This is a genomic window from Citrobacter sp. Cpo037 (assembly GCF_030332945.1).
Lineage (GTDB): Bacteria > Pseudomonadota > Gammaproteobacteria > Enterobacterales > Enterobacteriaceae > Citrobacter > Citrobacter portucalensis.
On sequence record NZ_JAOWGW010000081.1, the window covers coordinates 82,051 to 100,017 of the forward strand.

General features: G+C 52.1%; 16 protein-coding genes and 2 pseudogenes. 7 read left to right on the top strand and 11 right to left on the bottom strand.

The features are described from left to right. Positions 1-29 precede the first annotated feature (29 nt). Positions 30-272 (bottom strand): annotated as a pseudogene (locus tag OGX94_RS22925) (EamA family transporter); the annotation flags it as partial. Positions 273-284: 12 nt separating this feature from the next. On the opposite strand from OGX94_RS22925, the pseudogene OGX94_RS22930 reads away from it, so the two are divergent. Next, positions 285-706, top strand: a pseudogene (locus OGX94_RS22930) (B3/B4 domain-containing protein); the annotation flags it as partial. A 220-nt stretch (positions 707-926) separates the two neighbouring features. On the opposite strand, the gene OGX94_RS22935 reads toward OGX94_RS22930, so the two are convergent. Further along, entirely contained in the window at positions 927-2,306 is a 1,380-nt protein-coding gene (locus OGX94_RS22935) for an aminotransferase-like domain-containing protein (RefSeq protein ID WP_206159980.1), read from the bottom strand. A 101-nt stretch (positions 2,307-2,407) separates the two neighbouring features. Here OGX94_RS22935 and OGX94_RS22940 point away from each other — a divergent pair, with 101 nt between their 5' ends. The 6 genes from OGX94_RS22940 to OGX94_RS22965 all read left to right on the top strand — a co-directional run bounded on the left by OGX94_RS22940 (position 2,408) and on the right by OGX94_RS22965 (position 9,188). Further along, positions 2,408-3,163 (top strand): AzlC family ABC transporter permease, encoded by a 756-nt coding sequence (locus OGX94_RS22940; protein WP_257661604.1) that lies wholly within the window; start codon positions 2,408-2,410, stop codon positions 3,161-3,163. Next, a complete protein-coding gene (locus tag OGX94_RS22945) occupies positions 3,153-3,455 on the top strand; it encodes an AzlD family protein (RefSeq protein WP_257661603.1) in 303 nt (100 codons plus the stop codon). The genes OGX94_RS22940 and OGX94_RS22945 overlap by 11 nt, the downstream gene beginning before the upstream one ends. 353 nt (positions 3,456-3,808) lie before the next feature. Continuing rightward, positions 3,809-4,171 carry a GNAT family N-acetyltransferase gene (locus tag OGX94_RS22950; protein ID WP_003832200.1) on the top strand — a complete coding sequence of 121 codons (363 nt, stop codon included), beginning with the start codon at positions 3,809-3,811 and terminating at the stop codon, positions 4,169-4,171. 333 nt (positions 4,172-4,504) lie between these two features. Further along, the gene (shiA, locus tag OGX94_RS22955) at positions 4,505-5,821 is read left to right on the top strand and encodes a shikimate transporter (protein ID WP_003832199.1); all 1,317 of its coding nucleotides are present in this window, start codon (positions 4,505-4,507) and stop codon (positions 5,819-5,821) included. A 118-nt stretch (positions 5,822-5,939) separates the two neighbouring features. Then, a complete protein-coding gene (locus tag OGX94_RS22960; RefSeq protein ID WP_032942969.1) occupies positions 5,940-7,394 on the top strand; it encodes an AMP nucleosidase in 1,455 nt (484 codons plus the stop codon). Between the two features lie 15 nt (positions 7,395-7,409). Next, on the top strand, positions 7,410-9,188 hold the full coding sequence (locus OGX94_RS22965) for an aminopeptidase P family protein (RefSeq protein WP_003832196.1): 1,779 nt from the start codon (positions 7,410-7,412) through the stop codon (positions 9,186-9,188). 55 nt (positions 9,189-9,243) lie between these two features. On the opposite strand, the gene ptsG is transcribed toward OGX94_RS22965, so the two are convergent. The 9 genes from ptsG to fabG form a co-directional block, all read right to left on the bottom strand. Beyond that, a complete protein-coding gene (gene ptsG / locus OGX94_RS22970; RefSeq protein ID WP_003036277.1) occupies positions 9,244-10,677 on the bottom strand; it encodes a PTS glucose transporter subunit IIBC in 1,434 nt (477 codons plus the stop codon). A gap of 416 nt (positions 10,678-11,093) precedes the next feature. Further along, positions 11,094-11,891: a metal-dependent hydrolase gene (locus OGX94_RS22975; protein ID WP_020996495.1), complete on the bottom strand. Its 798-nt coding sequence runs from the start codon at positions 11,889-11,891 to the stop codon at positions 11,094-11,096. A 10-nt stretch (positions 11,892-11,901) separates the two neighbouring features. Then, positions 11,902-12,906 (bottom strand): DNA polymerase III subunit delta', encoded by a 1,005-nt coding sequence (gene holB / locus OGX94_RS22980; protein WP_257661602.1) that lies wholly within the window; start codon positions 12,904-12,906, stop codon positions 11,902-11,904. Next, complete coding sequence (gene tmk / locus OGX94_RS22985; protein ID WP_003832189.1) at positions 12,903-13,544, bottom strand: dTMP kinase; 642 nt, start codon at positions 13,542-13,544, stop codon at positions 12,903-12,905. Before tmk ends, holB begins: the two co-directional genes overlap by 4 nt. Beyond that, a complete protein-coding gene (yceG, locus tag OGX94_RS22990; RefSeq protein WP_003832187.1) occupies positions 13,534-14,556 on the bottom strand; it encodes a cell division protein YceG in 1,023 nt (340 codons plus the stop codon). The genes tmk and yceG overlap by 11 nt, the downstream gene beginning before the upstream one ends. A gap of 2 nt (positions 14,557-14,558) precedes the next feature. Then, the gene (gene pabC / locus OGX94_RS22995) at positions 14,559-15,368 is read right to left on the bottom strand and encodes an aminodeoxychorismate lyase (protein WP_257661601.1); all 810 of its coding nucleotides are present in this window, start codon (positions 15,366-15,368) and stop codon (positions 14,559-14,561) included. A 135-nt stretch (positions 15,369-15,503) separates the two neighbouring features. Beyond that, positions 15,504-16,745, bottom strand: coding sequence for a beta-ketoacyl-ACP synthase II (gene fabF / locus OGX94_RS23000; RefSeq protein ID WP_003036260.1), 1,242 nt, complete (start codon positions 16,743-16,745; stop codon positions 15,504-15,506). An 85-nt stretch (positions 16,746-16,830) separates the two neighbouring features. Further along, positions 16,831-17,067, bottom strand: coding sequence for an acyl carrier protein (gene acpP / locus OGX94_RS23005; RefSeq protein ID WP_000103754.1), 237 nt, complete (start codon positions 17,065-17,067; stop codon positions 16,831-16,833). Between the two features lie 154 nt (positions 17,068-17,221). Continuing rightward, positions 17,222-17,956, bottom strand: coding sequence for a 3-oxoacyl-ACP reductase FabG (gene fabG, locus OGX94_RS23010; protein WP_003036255.1), 735 nt, complete (start codon positions 17,954-17,956; stop codon positions 17,222-17,224). Positions 17,957-17,967: the final 11 nt, after the last annotated feature.

Sequence of the window (17,967 nt, forward strand, 5' to 3'; positions counted from 1 at the left end):
TGGTCTGCCAGCGCCTAGCAGACAAAAGATTACCGGGAAACTTTACGGGTGCCCATAACGCAGAGGATTACACCCAGCGTAATGAACACCATGAGGGGGCGAATGGCCTCATGCAGAAGCGTGGCTGACAGACCAAGCCCGAAGAACGGTTGAAGAAGTTGTAGCTGGCCAACGGCAGCAATTCCCCCAGTTGCGAGCTTCTTGTACCAGAAAATAAAGTCAATCAGCATGCGGAACAGGGAGACATAACTCTGTGCGACCCAGGCAGATACGTCGCTCCCGGTAAACGAGTGATACGCGACGGTTTTATGGCAACAATTGACCCTGTGATAGACCTTTATAACGCAGTGAGTCTCCGCTATGCAATTCCTGATGGTGATGAAAATCTGGAAGCCTATTGTGGTTCACCACGACTCATTGTTGCCGATGGCTGTGAACCGTTTGACACCTGAAAGAGGGTCAACCATACGTGGAGAGCTCCGAGGCTTGGGGAGGTAATCTGGTGTGACGACACGGGCGTCACCTGTCATCGCTGGAACTGGCGACAGGGCGTAAGAACTAGCAAATGTGGCTTCCTGGAAAGCCAGCCGGAAATGCCACTTGAAGTCCTGTATAAGGCCGGAAAATGCTGCCAAACGGACTGGAAGCCATGATGCCGAGATTGAAGTCTGAAGTTAGGTTAATTGAGGCGCCTCAAACCAACTGATAAATTTTAATCCGGCATTATGAGTGCTGGAATTACCACGAAAGAGTCCGCTCCTCGCTCACAGCGGACCTTCAGCTCAGTCAACAATGTCCGCTCCGTGCCAGGAACGGAAGTTGCCAAGAGCATTATCCATGCCTGGATGATGAGGAACAGAGAGGGCAGACTTTTAAGACCAATACTAACCACCGTCATCGGTTTTTTATTTAAGGCCATCTGTCATTCATAACCTGAAAAGAGGGAAAGGGTCTGGTTGCTGTTTAAGCTGTTCGGCAATTCCCTTGAGCGTTAACAGAGCCTGCGTTAGCTGGTCAAACTCTGTTCCTCCGATACACAAACGGATCCCGGACTGATCTGACTGTTCGCTCACTTCGGTGGACGCCGGAGCCGTCACTTTAATTCCTGCCGCCAGCGCGGCTTTATAGAACGACTGCGCTTCTTCTCGTGAAAACGGCATCCAGATATGAAAGCTGGGCTGTCCTGAACGATAGACATGCGCCCCCAGAATGTCTGTCGCAAGTTCGTAGCGACGCTTCGTTTCTTGTTCAATGGCCAGTGTGACAGTTTCTGCCGTGCCATCGACCAACCATTGCTCCATAATGGCACTGCTTAATGGGGAGACCATCATCGCCGTGGCTCTTAGCATGGATTCCGCACGTGAATATAACGCCTCCGGTACCAGCAGCCCACCAATCCGCAGTGCCGGATTTAAAATTTTAGATAAGCTGTTCACGTACAAAGTGATATCAGGGGCTAATCTGGCTATTTGCGGCAATCCGGCATCACGTTTCAGTCGGTACACGTCATCCTCAATGATCGTTATTCCTCTCTCCCGACAAACCCGGATCAGTTCCAGACGGCGGGCAAGGCTCATGATGCGCGTCGAAGGGCTTTGTAGCAGTGGCGTGACGTACACCGCACCGCCCTTTTCTGCATGTTCATCCAGACTGCGTTCCAGAGCGGATACGTCCATGCCTTCGTCATCCATAGGGATCCCCACTAGCGTGAGCTTGAGTAACCGAGAAAGCTGGATCAGACCTGAATAGGTTTGGGCCTCCACGTACAGTCGTCCAAAGGGTTCGCAGACGGTCGAGAGTGCCACAGAAAGCGCGTGTTGAGCACCGTTGGTTAAAATGAGTTGTTGATAATCTGCCGGGATCCCCAACCCGTTAAACCACTGTGCAAGCAGTCGCCGATGCTCATCATGTCCTGCGGCCGGAGCGTAAGTATTAAACATATCCATGTCCGGTCGACGGGCGATGGTGGCTAACGTCGCGCTTAATGAGCGGGACGTTAATGCTGCTGGAGGCGTGTTCTGTGACAAGTCGATAAACGTTCTGTTCCGTGAATTGGCCAGGGCAACGAACATGCCGCTACCCTTAACGCTTCTGACGAGTCCGCGTTTCTCCAGGATACCGTACGCTTTCGTTACGGTACCCAGTCCTATGCCAAGCGTATCCGCTAAATTACGGTGTGCCGGTAAGCGCGCGCCGTGGCTCAGTAAGCCCGAAAGGATATCTTCTGACAACGCCTGTACCAACTGGTCAGTGGGAGATGTGCTGTTTTGTGCAAGTCTGGGCTGCCAGGGGGAGCGTTCACGCATAAAATCACCAAAAGTGTAATGTGACACTATTTATATTTACTCATAGTGTCACATAATTTATTCTGACGCCAGGTTTTGAAATGTTGAAATGAGCCAAAAGAATGAGTGAACAGCAAGTTGATGTAAGGACTGACATTCCCTTTCAGGATGAGGCTGGCAGTACGGCAAAAGAGTTTCGTCGCGGCCTGAAAGATGGCCTGCCAGTCCTGCTGGGTGTAATCCCCTTTGCTCTGGTGTTGGGCGCTCAGGCAAGCCATAAGGGACTCAGTAATCTGGAAGTCCCGCTAATGACAGGACTGAATTTTGCGGGGGGATCTGAGTTTGCTGCGATACAGATCTGGACATCCCCACCCTCTTTTCTACTGATCATGGCGGTGACACTGTTGGTTAACAGTCGCCATATTTTAATGGGCGCAACGCTGGTCCCGCTGCTTTCTCGCTTTCCGAAACGAAAAGTCTTACCGGCGCTTTTTTTAATGACGGATGAGAGTTGGGCGTTGAGTTATAATGACGCACACAGCAAAAAATATAAAAACACAGTGTATTTTAGCATGCCCTATTATCTGGGCGTTTCGTTGTCTTTTTATTCGATGTGGGTTTTCTGCACCACCGTCGGGGCGTTAATTGGCCCGGTACTCGGCGACGTTCATCAGTATGGTTTTGATATGGCCTTCCCGGCTGTATTCCTTGTATTGGTCAGAGGCATGTGGAATGGCTGGCGAAAAGCCGTGCCATGGATAATCAGTTTACTCGTCTCAGTTGCGGTGTGCCATTTTATTTCCGGCCTTTGGTATGTCATTGCCGGTCCACTGGCGGGGCTAGTGACGGCTGCCTTAATAGGAGGCGATGATGCTTAATTATCAGACCGTTATTGCTATTGTACTGATGGCATTGACCACCTATACCACCCGCGTAACAGCCTACCTGATATTACGCAACAGGGTTCTCACCCCGAGGGCCATGGTGGTGCTGAAATCCTCGCCAGGCTGCGTCATGCTGGCATTTATCGCTCCTTTTTTTGCATCCGGATCACCTGCAGACCTGATCGCGTTAGGCATAACGTTATTTATCGCAATGCGATTTTCAATGCCCATAACGGTAATCAGCGGCGTTTTAGCTGCATTCATATTACGCCATTATCTTGGGTGATATTGCTGATTAATTAATTTGCAAAGATGCCACAAAAAAATATGAGACTTCTTTTTCCTAAGAGGGGATTAATCGTGTCGATACCAATCAAAAAAGAGCGCCTAACTGTTATTCTAACCACTATATTTATAACGTTTTTATTTCTACTGGATATTATATTTACTCTAACTCAAAAATAAGTAATCCTTCCTGAATGATTAGGATTTTATGGACACTCTTATTTGCATTACAGCATATCTGGCATGGAGTGAGCGTCAGCTTCTCGCTCACAGCGGACCTTCAGCTCAGTCAGCAATGTCCGCTCCGTGCTGTGAGTTCAACGGGTCGATGCAACGCTAATGAGAGCCAGACTTATGAACTACTTTATTCGACCAGCTACCCCTGACGATATCAACAAAATCATCGAATTCACCACTCAGGAAGCACAAGAATCTGAAGGTTCAGTGATTGACCTTGTTGCTATGGAGCGTGGCGTTTCCTCGGCGTTTTGTGAAAACCCACGTTCAAAATATTGGGTCATGGAAGATTCTTCAGGAACAGTGATCGCCAATACCTCTGTCGTAAAAGAATGGAGTGATGTTCATGGAAATGACTACTGGTGGATCCAAAGCTTTTATATCGCCCCGGAGTATCGTGGGATGGGATTAGCTGATGAGCTCATCAAACATCTTACAAAAGAAGCTAAATCAGAAAAGGCACTGGAGCTTCGCTTATAAGTCCACGGAGATAACGGGCGTGCGATTCGTGCTTATGAGCGATGTGGTTTCACCGAATCTCCGTATACCATTATGAAAGTGGGTTTATAACTTCCCCAAATACAGCGCTCCTAATGCTCCGCCTGAAATCAGAACACTCCTGACAGGCCACGATTCCACCAGGTTCAGATTTCTCATTCATCTTATTTTTCATGTTGCCATCAGATGAGGGAGATAATCGTTTTCACTTCCCGTCTGTCGCGGTAATCTCATACGGTCGTTAATATTGCGACTGCAATGTGTGTAACCCAACTCAAATACTAATAACTAAAAAACAGTACAGACAGGATAACTATGGATTCCTCCCTCACCTCCACGGGTCCCCAACAGGACGCCTCTTCACTTAACCGCGCCCGACGCGCTGCGCTTGGTAGCTTCGCGGGTGCCGTGGTCGACTGGTATGATTTTCTGCTTTACGGCATCACTGCCGCACTGGTCTTTAACCGCGAGTTCTTCCCGCAAGTCAGCCCGGCGATGGGAACACTAGCCGCATTTGCTACCTTTGGCGTCGGATTTTTGTTCCGCCCGTTAGGCGGGGTGATCTTTGGCCACTTCGGCGATCGCCTGGGGCGTAAACGTATGCTGATGCTCACCGTCTGGATGATGGGGATCGCCACTGCACTGATAGGGATTATTCCTTCCTTTGACACCATTGGCTGGTGGGCTCCCGTTCTGCTGGTGACGCTGCGTGCTATTCAGGGGTTCGCCGTTGGCGGTGAATGGGGCGGCGCGGCGTTGCTCTCGGTCGAAAGTGCGCCGAAAAATAAAAAAGCCTTCTACAGCAGCGGTGTTCAGGTCGGTTATGGAGTCGGGCTACTGCTTTCTACCGGTCTGGTCTCGCTGATTAGCTCGCAAACCACCGATGAGCAGTTCCTGAGTTGGGGCTGGCGTATTCCATTCCTGTTCAGCATCGTGCTGGTATTGGGCGCGTTGTGGATGCGTAACCGAATGGATGAATCAGCCGAATTCGAACAGCAGCAGCAGGCACCGCAACCAGAGAAAAAGAGACTACCGGTAGTCGAGGCGTTAATCCGTCATCCAGGTGCCTTTTTGAAAATTATCGCTCTGCGCCTGTGTGAACTGCTGACGATGTATATCGTCACCGCGTTTGCCCTAAATTACTCCACGCAGAATCTGGGCTTACCCCGTGAACTGTTTCTGAATATCGGCTTGTTGGTGGGTGGGCTGAGCTGTCTGACCATCCCCTGCTTCGCCTGGCTCGCCGACCGTTTTGGTCGCCGGCGCGTTTACATTACCGGCGCACTGGTCGGGACGCTCAGCGCATTCCCGTTCTTTATGGCGTTAGAAGCGCAATCCATTTTCTGGATCGTGTTCTTCGCGATTATGTTGGCCAACATTGCACACGATATGGTGGTCTGCGTGCAGCAACCTATGTTTACCGGTTTGTTTGGCGCAAGCTATCGCTACAGCGGCGCAGGCGTTGGTTATCAGGTAGCAAGCGTGGTTGGTGGCGGTTTTACCCCCTTCATTGCTGCTGCACTGGTAACATTCTCCGGCGGAGACTGGCACAGTGTGGCCATTTATCTGATGGCGGGTTGTCTTATTTCCGCCACTACAGCATTGCTGATGCGGGATAAGCAGCACGGTTAAGCCCGGGTGCGGAGGCCGTCCGGTCTTCGCACAATCTTCCTCAACGTCTGACTTTTGTTTCACATTCCTGTGACATACTATCGGGAGAGCAGTACATCTGTGGAACAAGGAGACAGACATGAACAATAAGGGCTCCAGCCTGACCCCGGCTCAGGCACTGGATAAACTGGACGCGCTGTACGAGCAGTCGGTTAAAGCACTGCGTAGCGCCATTGGTAAGTATATTGAAACAGGGACGCTCCCTGACGTAATCGCCCGCCATAACGGTCTTTTTGTTTACCCATCACTGTGTGTCACCTGGGATGGCAGCGCCACCAATCCCCCGAAAACCCGCGCCTATGGTCGTTTTACCCATGCGGGCTGCTACACCACTACGATTACCCGTCCGTCGCTTTTTCGTCCGTATCTTGAAGAACAACTCACGCTGCTGTATCAGGATTATGATGCGCATATCTCCGTCGAGCCGTCGCAACATGAAATTCCCTATCCGTATGTCATTGACGGTTCTGAACTGACGCTCGACCGCTCGATGAGCGCCGGCCTAACGCGTCATTTCCCCACAACCGAGCTGTCACAGATTGGCGATGAAACAGCAGACGGTACCTATCATCCGGCGGAATTCTCTCCGTTGTCGCACTTCGACGCCCGACGAGTAGATTTTTCGCTGGCGCGACTACGCCACTACACGGGAACACCGGTTGAACATTTTCAGCCATTTGTGCTGTTCACCAACTACACCCGCTATGTCGATGAGTTTGTGCGTTGGGGGTGCAGCCAGATCCTCGACCCGGACAGCCCGTATATCGCGCTTTCTTGCGCGGGCGGGATCTGGATCACCGCTGAAACTGAAGCGCCTGAAGAAGCGATCTCCGATCTCGCCTGGAAGAAACATCAGATGCCCGCCTGGCATTTAATCACCGCCGACGGTCAGGGGATCACACTGGTCAATATCGGCGTTGGCCCGTCTAACGCCAAAACCATTTGCGATCATCTGGCCGTACTGCGTCCTGACGTCTGGCTGATGATTGGTCACTGTGGCGGACTGCGTGAAAGCCAGGCGATTGGCGACTATGTTCTGGCCCACGCTTATCTGCGTGACGACCACGTGTTGGATGCCGTACTGCCGCCAGATATTCCAATTCCGAGCATAGCGGAAGTGCAGCGCGCACTGTATGACGCCACCAAAGAAGTCAGCGGTATGCCCGGCGAAGAGGTTAAACAGCGCCTGCGTACCGGTACCGTCGTCACCACCGACGATCGTAACTGGGAGCTACGCTATTCTGCTTCTGCGCTGCGTTTCAATCTCAGCCGCGCGGTGGCTATCGATATGGAAAGCGCCACCATCGCCGCCCAGGGATACCGTTTCCGCGTTCCTTACGGCACGCTGCTGTGCGTTTCCGACAAGCCACTGCACGGTGAGATCAAACTGCCTGGTCAGGCCAACCGTTTTTATGAAGGTGCCATTTCTGAGCATCTGCAAATAGGTATCCGGGCTATCGATCGTCTGCGTGCTGAAGGCGACCGACTGCACTCCCGTAAATTACGTACATTCAACGAACCGCCGTTCCGTTAAGACCTGAAGGTAACTATGCACAACTCAACTCCTCTTTCCGCCCTGCGCAACCTGCTGATAGCGCAGGGGCTGGATGGCATGATTGTTCCGCGCGCCGATGCTCATCAAAGTGAAGATTGTACGCCGCATGACAATAAACTGGCCTGGCTGACCGGTTTTAGCGGCTCTGCCGGACTCGCGTTGGTCCTTCGGGATCGCGCGTTAATGTTTGTCGATGGACGCTATCAGGTCCAGGTACGCAATGAAGTCTCGCTGGATGATTTTGAAATTCATCATTTACACGATGAGCCGCTGGCCGACTATTTGCAGTCTCACGTTGCAGCGGGTACACGTATCGGCTTTGAACCAATGCTGATGGTCAACAGCCAGTTTGAAGCCTTGTCGGCAACACATTGCAAGCTGGTGCCTCTTGAGCAAGATCCTTTTGACCAGGTATGGCTAGACCGACCGGCAGCCCCCTGCGGCATCATTCGTGAAATGCCCATTGAAATCAGCGGGGAAAGCAGCACGCAAAAGCGTGCCCGCGTCGTGGAACAACTCGCTCAACACCAGGCTGACGTGCTGGCAATTACCCTGCCGGATAACATTGCATGGTTATTGAATGTACGCGGTTCGGATCTGGCCATGGTGCCAGTGCCGTTTTCGTTTGCCCTGCTCCATCGCAGCGGTGAGCTGGAATGGTTTGTGGATAGCAACAAAACGCAGCAACTCCCCGCATCACTGCTGAACACGCTCACGCTGGCCCCGCAAGAGAGTTTTCTGACTCGCTGCCAGCAGTTGGCCAATGGGAAGCGCTTCCTGGTCGATAAAGACTACGCCCCGGTTGCATTGCGTTTTGCCATTGAAGAACACGGCGGCAACGTCTTATGGGCGCCCGATCCCATCACCTTGATGAAAGCCCACAAAAATGACGTTGAACTGGCGGGCTATCGGGAATGCCATGAACAAGATGGCGCAGCCTGGGTTAACTTCCTTGCCTGGCTGGCCCATGAAGTTCCTTTGCGCGAAGCGGCAGGTAATCCGGTCACCGAGCTGGAAGCGCAGGCAAAGCAACTGGAATTTCGCCAACAGCAGCCGGGATTTATTGAGCAAAGCTTCAGCACGATTTCGGCCTCTGCCAGCAATGCCGCAATGTGCCATTACCACTCCAGTGAAAAAACCAATACGCCAATTACCTCGCAGGCCATGTATCTGAATGATTCCGGCGGCCAGTACCACAATGGTACGACGGATACGACGCGTACTCTCGCATTTGGCCCACAGGATCCGCAACGTCGCCTACATTACACAGCCGTGTTGAAAGGCTTTTTGTCGCTTATTTCGCTGCAGTTTCCCAGCGGGACTCAGGGCCATCAACTGGATGCCTTTAGCCGCCGGGCGTTGTGGGAGCTGGGACTGGATTTTGATCATGGCACGGGACACGGCGTGGGTCACCAGTTGCTTATTCATGAGCAACCCCATCGCATCGCCAAAAAAGTAAACCCGTGGCCACTGGTCGCAGGCAATATCATCACCATCGAGCCGGGTTATTATCTGGCCGGACAGTATGGGATCCGTATTGAGAATCAGGTGGAGATTATCAACAGTCGTCCTGGTTTTTGTCGTTTCTCAACGCTGACGCTGGTACCGATTGATTTGAATCTGGTTGAACTGCATCTGCTGAGTGATGCTGAGAAACAGTGGATTGATGATTACCACCAGCAGGTCAGAGAGACGTTATCCCCGCGCGTGAACGCAGAGGCACGTCCATGGCTGTTCGCTGCCACCGCACCGATTCGGGTTCAGGCTAATTAATGCAATAAAAAAGGCAGCCCGCAGGCTGCCTTAGTTCTCCCCAACTTCTTACTGCTTAGCTGTTACGGATGTACTCATCCATTTCAGTTTTCAGGTTATCGGACTTAGTCCCGAAGATAGCCTGAACACCGGAACCAGCTACCACAACGCCTGCCGCACCCAGTTTCTTCAGGCCAGCCTGATCCACTTTGGCAACGTCAGCCACGCTGACACGCAGACGGGTGATGCACGCATCAAGGTTAGTGATGTTTTCTTTACCGCCGAATGCCGCAACCAGAGCCGGAGCCATTTCGCCGGACGCACCTGCTTTGCTGTCTTCGGTAGCATCTTCACGACCTGGCGTTTTCAGGTCCAGCGCTTTGATCAGCACACGGAAGATGGTGTAGTAAACAATCGCATAACCGATTCCGACAATCGGGAACAGCCACAGTTTGCTGCTGTTACCGGACAGAACGATAAAGTCGATCAGACCGTGGGAGAACGACGTACCGTCGCGCATACCCAGCAGGATACAGATCGGGAATGCCAGACCAGCCAGAATCGCGTGGATGATGTACAGGATCGGCGCCACGAACATGAAGGAGAACTCGATCGGCTCGGTAATACCGGTCAGGAACGAGGTCAGCGCCGCGGAGATCATGATACCGCCCACTTTCGCGCGGTTTTCTGGTTTAGCAGAGTGCCAGATAGCGATAGCGGCAGCCGGCAGACCGTACATTTTGAACAGGAAGCCACCGGACAGTTTGCCCGCAGTCGGGTCACCCGCCATGTAGCGAGGAATATCACCGTGGAACACCTGACCCGCAGCGTTAGTGTACTCACCGATCTGCATCTGGAATGGAACGTTCCAGATATGGTGCAGACCAAACGGTACCAGGCAGCGTTCAATGAAGCCATAGATACCGAACGCCACGACCGGGTTCTGGTATGCAGCCCACTGGGAGAACGTCTGAATAGCAGTACCGATCGGTGGCCAAATGAAGGACAGAACCACACCTGTGAAGATGGCAGCCAGACCAGAAATGATAGGAACGAAGCGCTTACCCGCAAAGAAGCCAAGATACTCAGGCAATTTGATACGGTAGAAACGGTTGAACATATACGCTGCAATCGCACCGGAGATAATCCCCCCGAGAACACCCGTATCAGCAAGGTGTTTAGCGGCGATCTCTTCAGCAGGTAAATGCAGAACCAGCGGCGCAACAACAGCCATGGTCTTAACCATGATGCCGTAAGCAACAACGGATGCCAGTGCAGATACACCGTCATTATTAGTGAAGCCTAACGCAACACCGATAGCAAAAATCAGCGGCATGTTCGCAAAAACAGAACCGCCTGCTTCTGCCATTACGTGCGATACAACGGCTGGCAGCCAGCTGAAGTTAGCGGAACCGACACCCAGCAGGATACCTGCAATCGGGAGTACGGATACCGGCAGCATCAGCGATTTACCGACCTTTTGCAGGTTAGCAAATGCATTCTTAAACATAATTAGGAGTGCTCCTGAGTATTTGTGCTTATACACTTCATCCTTCAAACCGCCTCAGGGTGGGCTGCGCTCGTTCATCCCAGTCACTTACTCTGGTAAGCTCCTGCAATTCACTCACTTGCCGCCTTGATGCAGCTTGATTGACTTTGTGTATTCTACGTTCTCACGCATTGGCGAGGGGGGAGAACCTCGCCGTGTACAGGGCATCTAAGTACCCTTTATTTATTACACAGAGTAAAATAATTCAGTTTGTTTTTGTTTGACGGCTATCACAGTTCAGTCGTGAATGGCCGCAAAATCCGCACATTCCGATAAAATGAGTTTCTGAATGTGTCAAACTGATTATTCACCGCCCATTTTGTGGCGGTGAACTTTACTCGCATTAGTGATTAATTACGAGCTTTAAAAAAAGTCAGTTAACGAACAGATTGCAGGCGAGAAGCGTCGATGTGAAACAGGCGGGCAAAGTTATCAGTGGTTGCCTGCGCCAGTTCTTCAACGGCAACACCTTTCACTACGGCCATGTACTCTGCAACGTCACGAGTCATGGCGGGCTGGTTCTCTTTTCCACGATGCGGTACAGGCGCAAGGTAGGGAGAATCCGTCTCGACCAATAACCGGTCCAGAGGAACATAGCGGGCGGCATCACGGAGCTGCTCTGCATTTCGGAACGTGACGATGCCGGAAAACGAGATATAGAATCCAAGGTCCAGCAATTTGCCCGCCGTTTCTCTGTCCTCTGTAAAACAGTGTAGTACGCCGCCACAATCCGTCACTTTTTCTTCGCGCAGAATAGACAGCGTATCGGCTCGCGCATCGCGGGTATGCACGATAACCGGCTTCTGTAACTCACGGCCGATCTGAATATGGTGGATAAAAGATTCCTGCTGGCGCACCTTTGTTTCCGGCGTGTAAAAATAGTCCAGCCCGGTTTCTCCCATCGCCACAACCCCCTCTTCGGCGGCAAAACGACGCAGGTCCTCAACATCATAGGTTTCATCCTGATTTAACGGATGCACGCCGCAGGAAAAAACCACATTGTCACGCTCACCGACCAGTTCGCGCATACTGCGGTATCCTGGCAGAGTGGTCGCAACGGCAAGACAGAATTTCACATCGCGTGCGGCCGCTTTCGCCAGCACGTCGTCCACGTCCTTATGCAGAGATTGATAATCCAGGCCATCAAGATGGCAGTGTGAGTCGACTAAAAACATAATGTCTCTCTCAAAGATGGGGAACAGGCAGTACGGAGCCTGGTTGCAGGTAATGCTCAATACGAAGAATAAGATCGGTTAACACCAGCTCACGGTTTACGCCCGTCACGTTCAGCAGTTGCTGACGACAATGACAAACGTCACCGAGTATCGCCTGTATCTGGGCAACGGATAACCGTTCTGCGATAGAAGATATCAGGTCCAGCGCATCAGGATTCGTTAAATGGGAAACGCCATACGGACGTTTCAACGCATCGGTCAACAACGTTGCCAGCCAGTGTAAACGGGCGGCAGCCTGATCGTGGTTTAACGCCGCGAGCAGTATATACCAGTCGCCTGTGTTTAATGTGTTCCCCAGTGCCGCACAAAAATCTGTGCGGTGCGCCCAGCTTTCAGCCTGTAACAACGTAAGTGCCGCGCCTGGCGAACCTGCACTCAGGCGTAACGCGCTCAGCAGCGCTTCTGACGACGTAGTCACTTCACGAGCAAGCCAGGAAATCGCATACGACTCCGGCGGTGGTGCAAGATGATGTAACCGACAACGGCTGCGTAATGTCGCCAGCAAGCGAGCTGGCTCTGTGCTGGCGAGGAAAAACCAGGTTTGTGCCGGAGGTTCTTCCAGCGTTTTCAGCAAGGCGTTGGCGGCGGCATCAGTTAACTGGGCAGCATCCGGGATCCACACGACCTTCGCGCCGCCGAGACGCGAATGCTCGTACAGCTTTTCACTGACTTCGCGTACCGCATCAACCCCCAGCGTGCTTTTGCCTTTTTCCGGCAGCAGCGAATAGTAGTCAGGGTGCGTCCCCGCCTGCATTAGCTGACAGCCGCGGCACTGTCCACAGCTTTTATGCCCTTCCGGCTGCTGGCACATTAAATAGCGGCTGAGGGCGTAAATCAGCGCGTCGTCGCCCATTCCGGGTAACGCCTGAATCAGTAACGCATGGTGACCACGACCCGTCTGGTAGCTGGCTACCAGTTTTTCAAAATCCGGTCGTAACCATGGGTACCATTTCATGCGCCCTGCTCCTTCACCCATTGGGTGATGGTATGACGGATATCAGCCATCACAGCCTCCAACGGCTGCGTAGCGTCTATAGTACGAATGCTGACGTCTTTAGCAGCCAGCTCAAGATAACGCGCGCGAGTGCGATTAAAGAAGTCGAAAGATTCCTGCTCAATACGATCCAGCTCACCGCGGGCACGGGCACGCTTCAACCCGACTTCTGGCGTCACATCCAGATAGATCGTCAGGTCCGGACGAAAATCACCAAGCACCGCATCACGCAGGGTTGCCAGCATGTTTTGATCGATACCGCGTCCGCCGCCCTGATACGCCTGGGTCGACAGATCGTGACGATCGCCAATTACCCACGCGCCTTTCGCCAGTGCAGGTTTAATAACGGTTTCGACCAACTGCACACGCGCCGCGTAAAACATCAGAACTTCGGCTTTATCGGTAATGACCTCGTCACCGACCGATTTAATATCCAGCACCAGACTTCTTAGTTTCTCAGCCAGCTGCGTTCCACCCGGTTCGCGGGTGAAAACCATGTCACGAATACCGAGTTGCTCAAGTGTCTCCACCACCACGTTACGCGCGGTGGTTTTTCCGGCGCCTTCCAGGCCTTCAATGACGATATAGTTACTGCCCATTTTTTTCCTTAAGCACTTTCAGGTAATCCTGCACGGACCGGTTATGGCTGGCAAGATTGGTGTTAAACGTGTGGCCGCCTTTACCGTCAGCCACAAAATAGAGATACGGCGTTTTTGCCGGATGCGCCGCGGCCTGCAATGAAGCCTCTCCCGGCATGGCAATCGGGCCTGGCGGCAGTCCAGTAATGGTATAGGTGTTATAGGCGGTCGGGGTGTCTAAATCCACACGCGACAATTTGCCATTATACCGTGTACCCATCCCGTAAATCACGGTCGGATCGGTTTGTAAACGCATACCGATACGTAAGCGGTTAATAAAGACCGAAGCCACCTGGTCGCGCTCGCTGGCGACCGCAGTTTCTTTTTCAATAATAGAAGCCATGGTTACTAGCTGATTTTTGTCCTGATAAGGCAGGCCATCAGCGCGCCCCTCCCAGACAGTATCCACCGCTTTAACCATTTTCTGATGCGCGCGTTTTAGCAACGCTACGTCAGTAGTATTGGCGGTATACATCCAGGTATCTGGCCAGAACCAGCCTTCTACCCATTGCGAATTTTCCAGCTTAAGTGCCTCGGCCACGGTCTCATAGCTATCGTCGCTTAACGTATGTTTGATATACGGGGCATCACGCAGCTGTTTGAGGTAATCGCTCAGGCGCATCCCTTCAACCAGACGTAACGGGAACTGCGCCTCTTTGCCGCTTTCCAGTAGTTGCAGCATGTCCCGCACCGTCATGTCAGGCGTGAAGCGATATGTTCCGGCCTTAAAATGCGACAGCTCGGGCTCCACACGCAGCAGCCACTGGAACACGCGCGGACGATTGATAACTTTGTCTGCATACAGCTGTTCGCCGAGAGCCAGACGGCCCGTCCCCGCTTTCAGCGTAAAAATCGTTTCTTCTTTAATCAATAATTTGCTGTCCGCCAGATGGCGAACTTTCCACATTCCCACTCCAGCGGCAATGCCCAGCACAACCAGCAATAACAGGACAACAAGTAACAGTTTTTTCATGACTAATTCGGGTGCTCACAAAGTGGGGATAAATAATCGAATAACAAACGTGAAGACAACAACGTGTCGCCACAGGCACGCACGGGAATAATGGGCATTAACGCGTTACAGACGACGATTTCATCAGCCTGCATTACCTCCTCCAACCCGGCATACACTTCGACAATACTGAATGGCGATTGTGCCAGCATCCGGATACAGAATTGTCGCATAATACCGTTCACTCCGGCCTGGTCCAGCCGGGGCGTGTAAACCACATCACCTTTACGCCAGAACAAATTAGCCGCACAGCATTCCGTAACCCATCCCTCGCTGTCAAGAACCAGCGCTTCATCGGCGTCCGTCTGTTCAAGATGAGAGCGAATCAACACCTGCTCCAGTCGATTCAGGTGTTTAAGCCCGGCAAGCAGTGGATTACGTCCCAGCCGCACTGGGCTTAGCGCCAGCGTAATACCTTCTTGCCGCCAACGATCGTAATGATCGGGCCAGGCTGAAACGGAGAGGATGCGTGTGGCACTATGACAATTTTTGCCACTGTAACCCCGGCCTCCACTGCCACGGCTGATAATCACTTTCAACACACCGCGTACGTGCCCTTTCGCCAGCATTTTCATTTCATTTTGCAGCTCGGACCAATCTTCAAAAGAGATCAGCAGTTTTTGGCAAGCGTCTTGTAAACGCTCAAGATGCGCTGCAAAGAGAGGGATTTCACCGTCGATAATACAGGCAGTGGTAAAACAGCCATCACCAAATTGGGCCGCTCGATCGCTTGCGGCCAGCATATCTTGCTCGCAGCCATTAATTAAGAACATGGTGGCTCCTTATTTCTGGTCCGCTAGTTTGGCAGGATGAGTAACACAGGACAAGGGCGGAAAACCGAATAAAAAAAGGCCCGACAAGCGGACCTTTTCAATTTGCTATCGATGCTAGCGCATCACCTGACGGACTTAAATCTTTTTAAAGATCAAAGATCCGTTGGTACCACCGAAGCCAAAGGAGTTACACAGCGCATACTCCAGACCACTAACCTGACGCGCTTCGTGAGGTACGAAGTCCAGGTCACACCCTTCATCCGGATTATCCAGGTTGATGGTTGGCGGAATAGCCTGATCGCGCAGCGCGAGGATAGAGAAAATAGACTCTACCGCGCCCGCCGCACCCAACAGGTGTCCGGTCATGGATTTGGTGGAGCTTACCATCACACGGCTTGCCGCATCGCCAAAGACAGATTTCACTGCCTGGGTTTCAGCTTTATCGCCTGCAGGCGTAGACGTACCATGTGCGTTGACATAGCCGATCTGACCCGCTTCAATAGCCGCATCGCGCAGTGCGTTGACCATTGCCAGCGCAGCGCCTGCACCGTTTTCCGGTGGCGACGTCATGTGGTAAGCATCGCTGCTCATACCGAAGCCAACGACTTCAGCATAGATTTTTGCACCGCGCGCTTTCGCATGCTCGTACTCTTCCAGTACCACCATGCCAGCGCCGTCGCCCAGCACAAAGCCGTCACGCTCTTTGTCCCACGGGCGGCTTGCCGCTTGCGGGTTATCATTACGCGTAGACAGTGCACGTGCCGCGCCAAAGCCACCCACACCCAACGGCGTACTGGCTTTTTCAGCACCACCCGCAACCATCGCGTCTGCATCGCCGTATGCAATGATACGTGCGGCATGACCGATGTTATGCACGCCTGAAGTACAGGCGGTCGCGATGGAGATGCTTGGCCCTTGCAGGCCGTACATGATGGTCAGGTGACCAGCCACCATGTTAACAATCGTCGACGGAACGAAGAACGGGCTGATCTTACGCGGTCCACCGTTTACCAGTGAGGTATGGTTTTCTTCGATAAGACCGAGACCGCCAATACCAGAGCCGATAGCGGCGCCAATACGATGAGCGTTCTCTTCCGTAATTTCGAGGCCAGAATCCTGCATGGCCTGAACGCCAGCGACAATTCCATATTGAATGAAGGCATCCATCTTGCGCTGTTCTTTGCGCGAGATAATGTCTTCACAGTTAAAATCCTTTACTAAGCCAGCAAATTTCGTTGCATAGGCGCTAGTATCGAAATGGTCGATCAGGCTGATGCCACTCTGACCGGCAAGGAGAGCTTTCCAGGTAGACTCTACGGTATTGCCGACAGGAGACAACATGCCCAGTCCGGTCACAACTACACGACGCTTAGACACGGTTGTCCTCCAGGGAGGGAAAATAATTCAAGTGGGATAAAAAGATAAAACTCAGGCGGTCGAATGACCGCCTGGAGATGTTCACTTACGCCTGGTGGCCGTTGATGTAATCAATGGCAGCCTGAACGGTAGTGATTTTCTCAGCTTCTTCGTCCGGAATCTCAGTATCAAACTCTTCTTCCAGAGCCATTACCAGCTCAACGGTGTCAAGAGAATCTGCGCCCAGGTCTTCAACGAAGGAAGCATTGTTGGTTACTTCTTCCTGCTTAACGCCCAGCTGTTCGCCGATAATTTTCTTAACGCGTTCTTCGATAGTGCTCATACTCTTAAATTTCCTATCAAAACTCGCTTTCGCGATGGTTTTCGTAGTGTATAAAATGTTGAAAAATTTGCAACTAAATCCCGGCAGGTCTTACCACGATTTTACGTTATTTTGAGGCCAAGACCTACAATAACGCAAATATTTTTCATCGTGGTTAAACCATGTACATCCCGCCGTTGACGTGCAAAGTCTCACCTGTGATGTAACTTGCTTCGTCAGAAGCTAAAAATGCAACCGCACTGGCGATTTCCTGAGCGCCGCCGAGGCGACCCGCAGGAACCTGCGCCAGAATACCCGCACGCTGATCATCAGACAGCGCACGCGTCATGTCCGTTTCAATAAAGCCCGGAGCAACAACGTTTACAGTAATGCCACGAGACGCAACTTCGCGCGCCAGTGATTTACTGAAGCCGATCAGACCCGCTTTCGCCGCAGCGTAGTTAGCCTGACCCGCATTTCCCATGGTACCAACCACAGAACCGATAGTGATAATACGCCCATGACGCTTTTTCATCATAGCTCGCATTACCGCTTTTGACAGACGGAAAACAGATGACAGGTTGGTTTCGATGATATCGTTCCACTCGTCATCTTTCATGCGCATTAACAGGTTATCACGAGTAATCCCGGCATTATTGACCAGGATATCGACTTCACCAAATTCTGCGCGAATATTTTCCAGAACAGATTCGATAGATGCCGGATCGGTCACATTCAACATCAGACCTTTACCATTTGCACCTAAGTAATCGCTAATGGCCTGCGCGCCGCTTTCGCTGGTAGCAGTACCGATAACTTTCGCGCCACGGGCAACGAGTGTCTCAGCAATTGCGCGGCCAATGCCACGGCTTGCACCGGTAACCAGCGCGATTTTTCCTTCAAAACTCATGGTCTTCCTCT

Bases quoted from the DNA above. Each gene is read 5' to 3' on its own strand.
- OGX94_RS22935 (WP_206159980.1), bottom strand. From the start codon at position 2,306: ATGCGTGAACGCTCCCCCTGGCAGCCCAGACTTGCACAAAACAGCACA.
- OGX94_RS22940 (WP_257661604.1), top strand. From the start codon at position 2,408: ATGAGTGAACAGCAAGTTGATGTAAGGACTGACATTCCCTTTCAGGAT.
- OGX94_RS22945 (WP_257661603.1), top strand. From the start codon at position 3,153: ATGATGCTTAATTATCAGACCGTTATTGCTATTGTACTGATGGCATTG.
- OGX94_RS22950 (WP_003832200.1), top strand. From the start codon at position 3,809: ATGAACTACTTTATTCGACCAGCTACCCCTGACGATATCAACAAAATC.
- shiA (WP_003832199.1), top strand. From the start codon at position 4,505: ATGGATTCCTCCCTCACCTCCACGGGTCCCCAACAGGACGCCTCTTCA.
- OGX94_RS22960 (WP_032942969.1), top strand. From the start codon at position 5,940: ATGAACAATAAGGGCTCCAGCCTGACCCCGGCTCAGGCACTGGATAAA.
- OGX94_RS22965 (WP_003832196.1), top strand. From the start codon at position 7,410: ATGCACAACTCAACTCCTCTTTCCGCCCTGCGCAACCTGCTGATAGCG.
- ptsG (WP_003036277.1), bottom strand. From the start codon at position 10,677: ATGTTTAAGAATGCATTTGCTAACCTGCAAAAGGTCGGTAAATCGCTG.
- OGX94_RS22975 (WP_020996495.1), bottom strand. From the start codon at position 11,891: ATGTTTTTAGTCGACTCACACTGCCATCTTGATGGCCTGGATTATCAA.
- holB (WP_257661602.1), bottom strand. From the start codon at position 12,906: ATGAAATGGTACCCATGGTTACGACCGGATTTTGAAAAACTGGTAGCC.
- tmk (WP_003832189.1), bottom strand. From the start codon at position 13,544: ATGGGCAGTAACTATATCGTCATTGAAGGCCTGGAAGGCGCCGGAAAA.
- yceG (WP_003832187.1), bottom strand. From the start codon at position 14,556: ATGAAAAAACTGTTACTTGTTGTCCTGTTATTGCTGGTTGTGCTGGGC.
- pabC (WP_257661601.1), bottom strand. From the start codon at position 15,368: ATGTTCTTAATTAATGGCTGCGAGCAAGATATGCTGGCCGCAAGCGAT.
- acpP (WP_000103754.1), bottom strand. From the start codon at position 17,067: ATGAGCACTATCGAAGAACGCGTTAAGAAAATTATCGGCGAACAGCTG.
- fabG (WP_003036255.1), bottom strand. From the start codon at position 17,956: ATGAGTTTTGAAGGAAAAATCGCGCTGGTTACCGGTGCAAGCCGTGGC.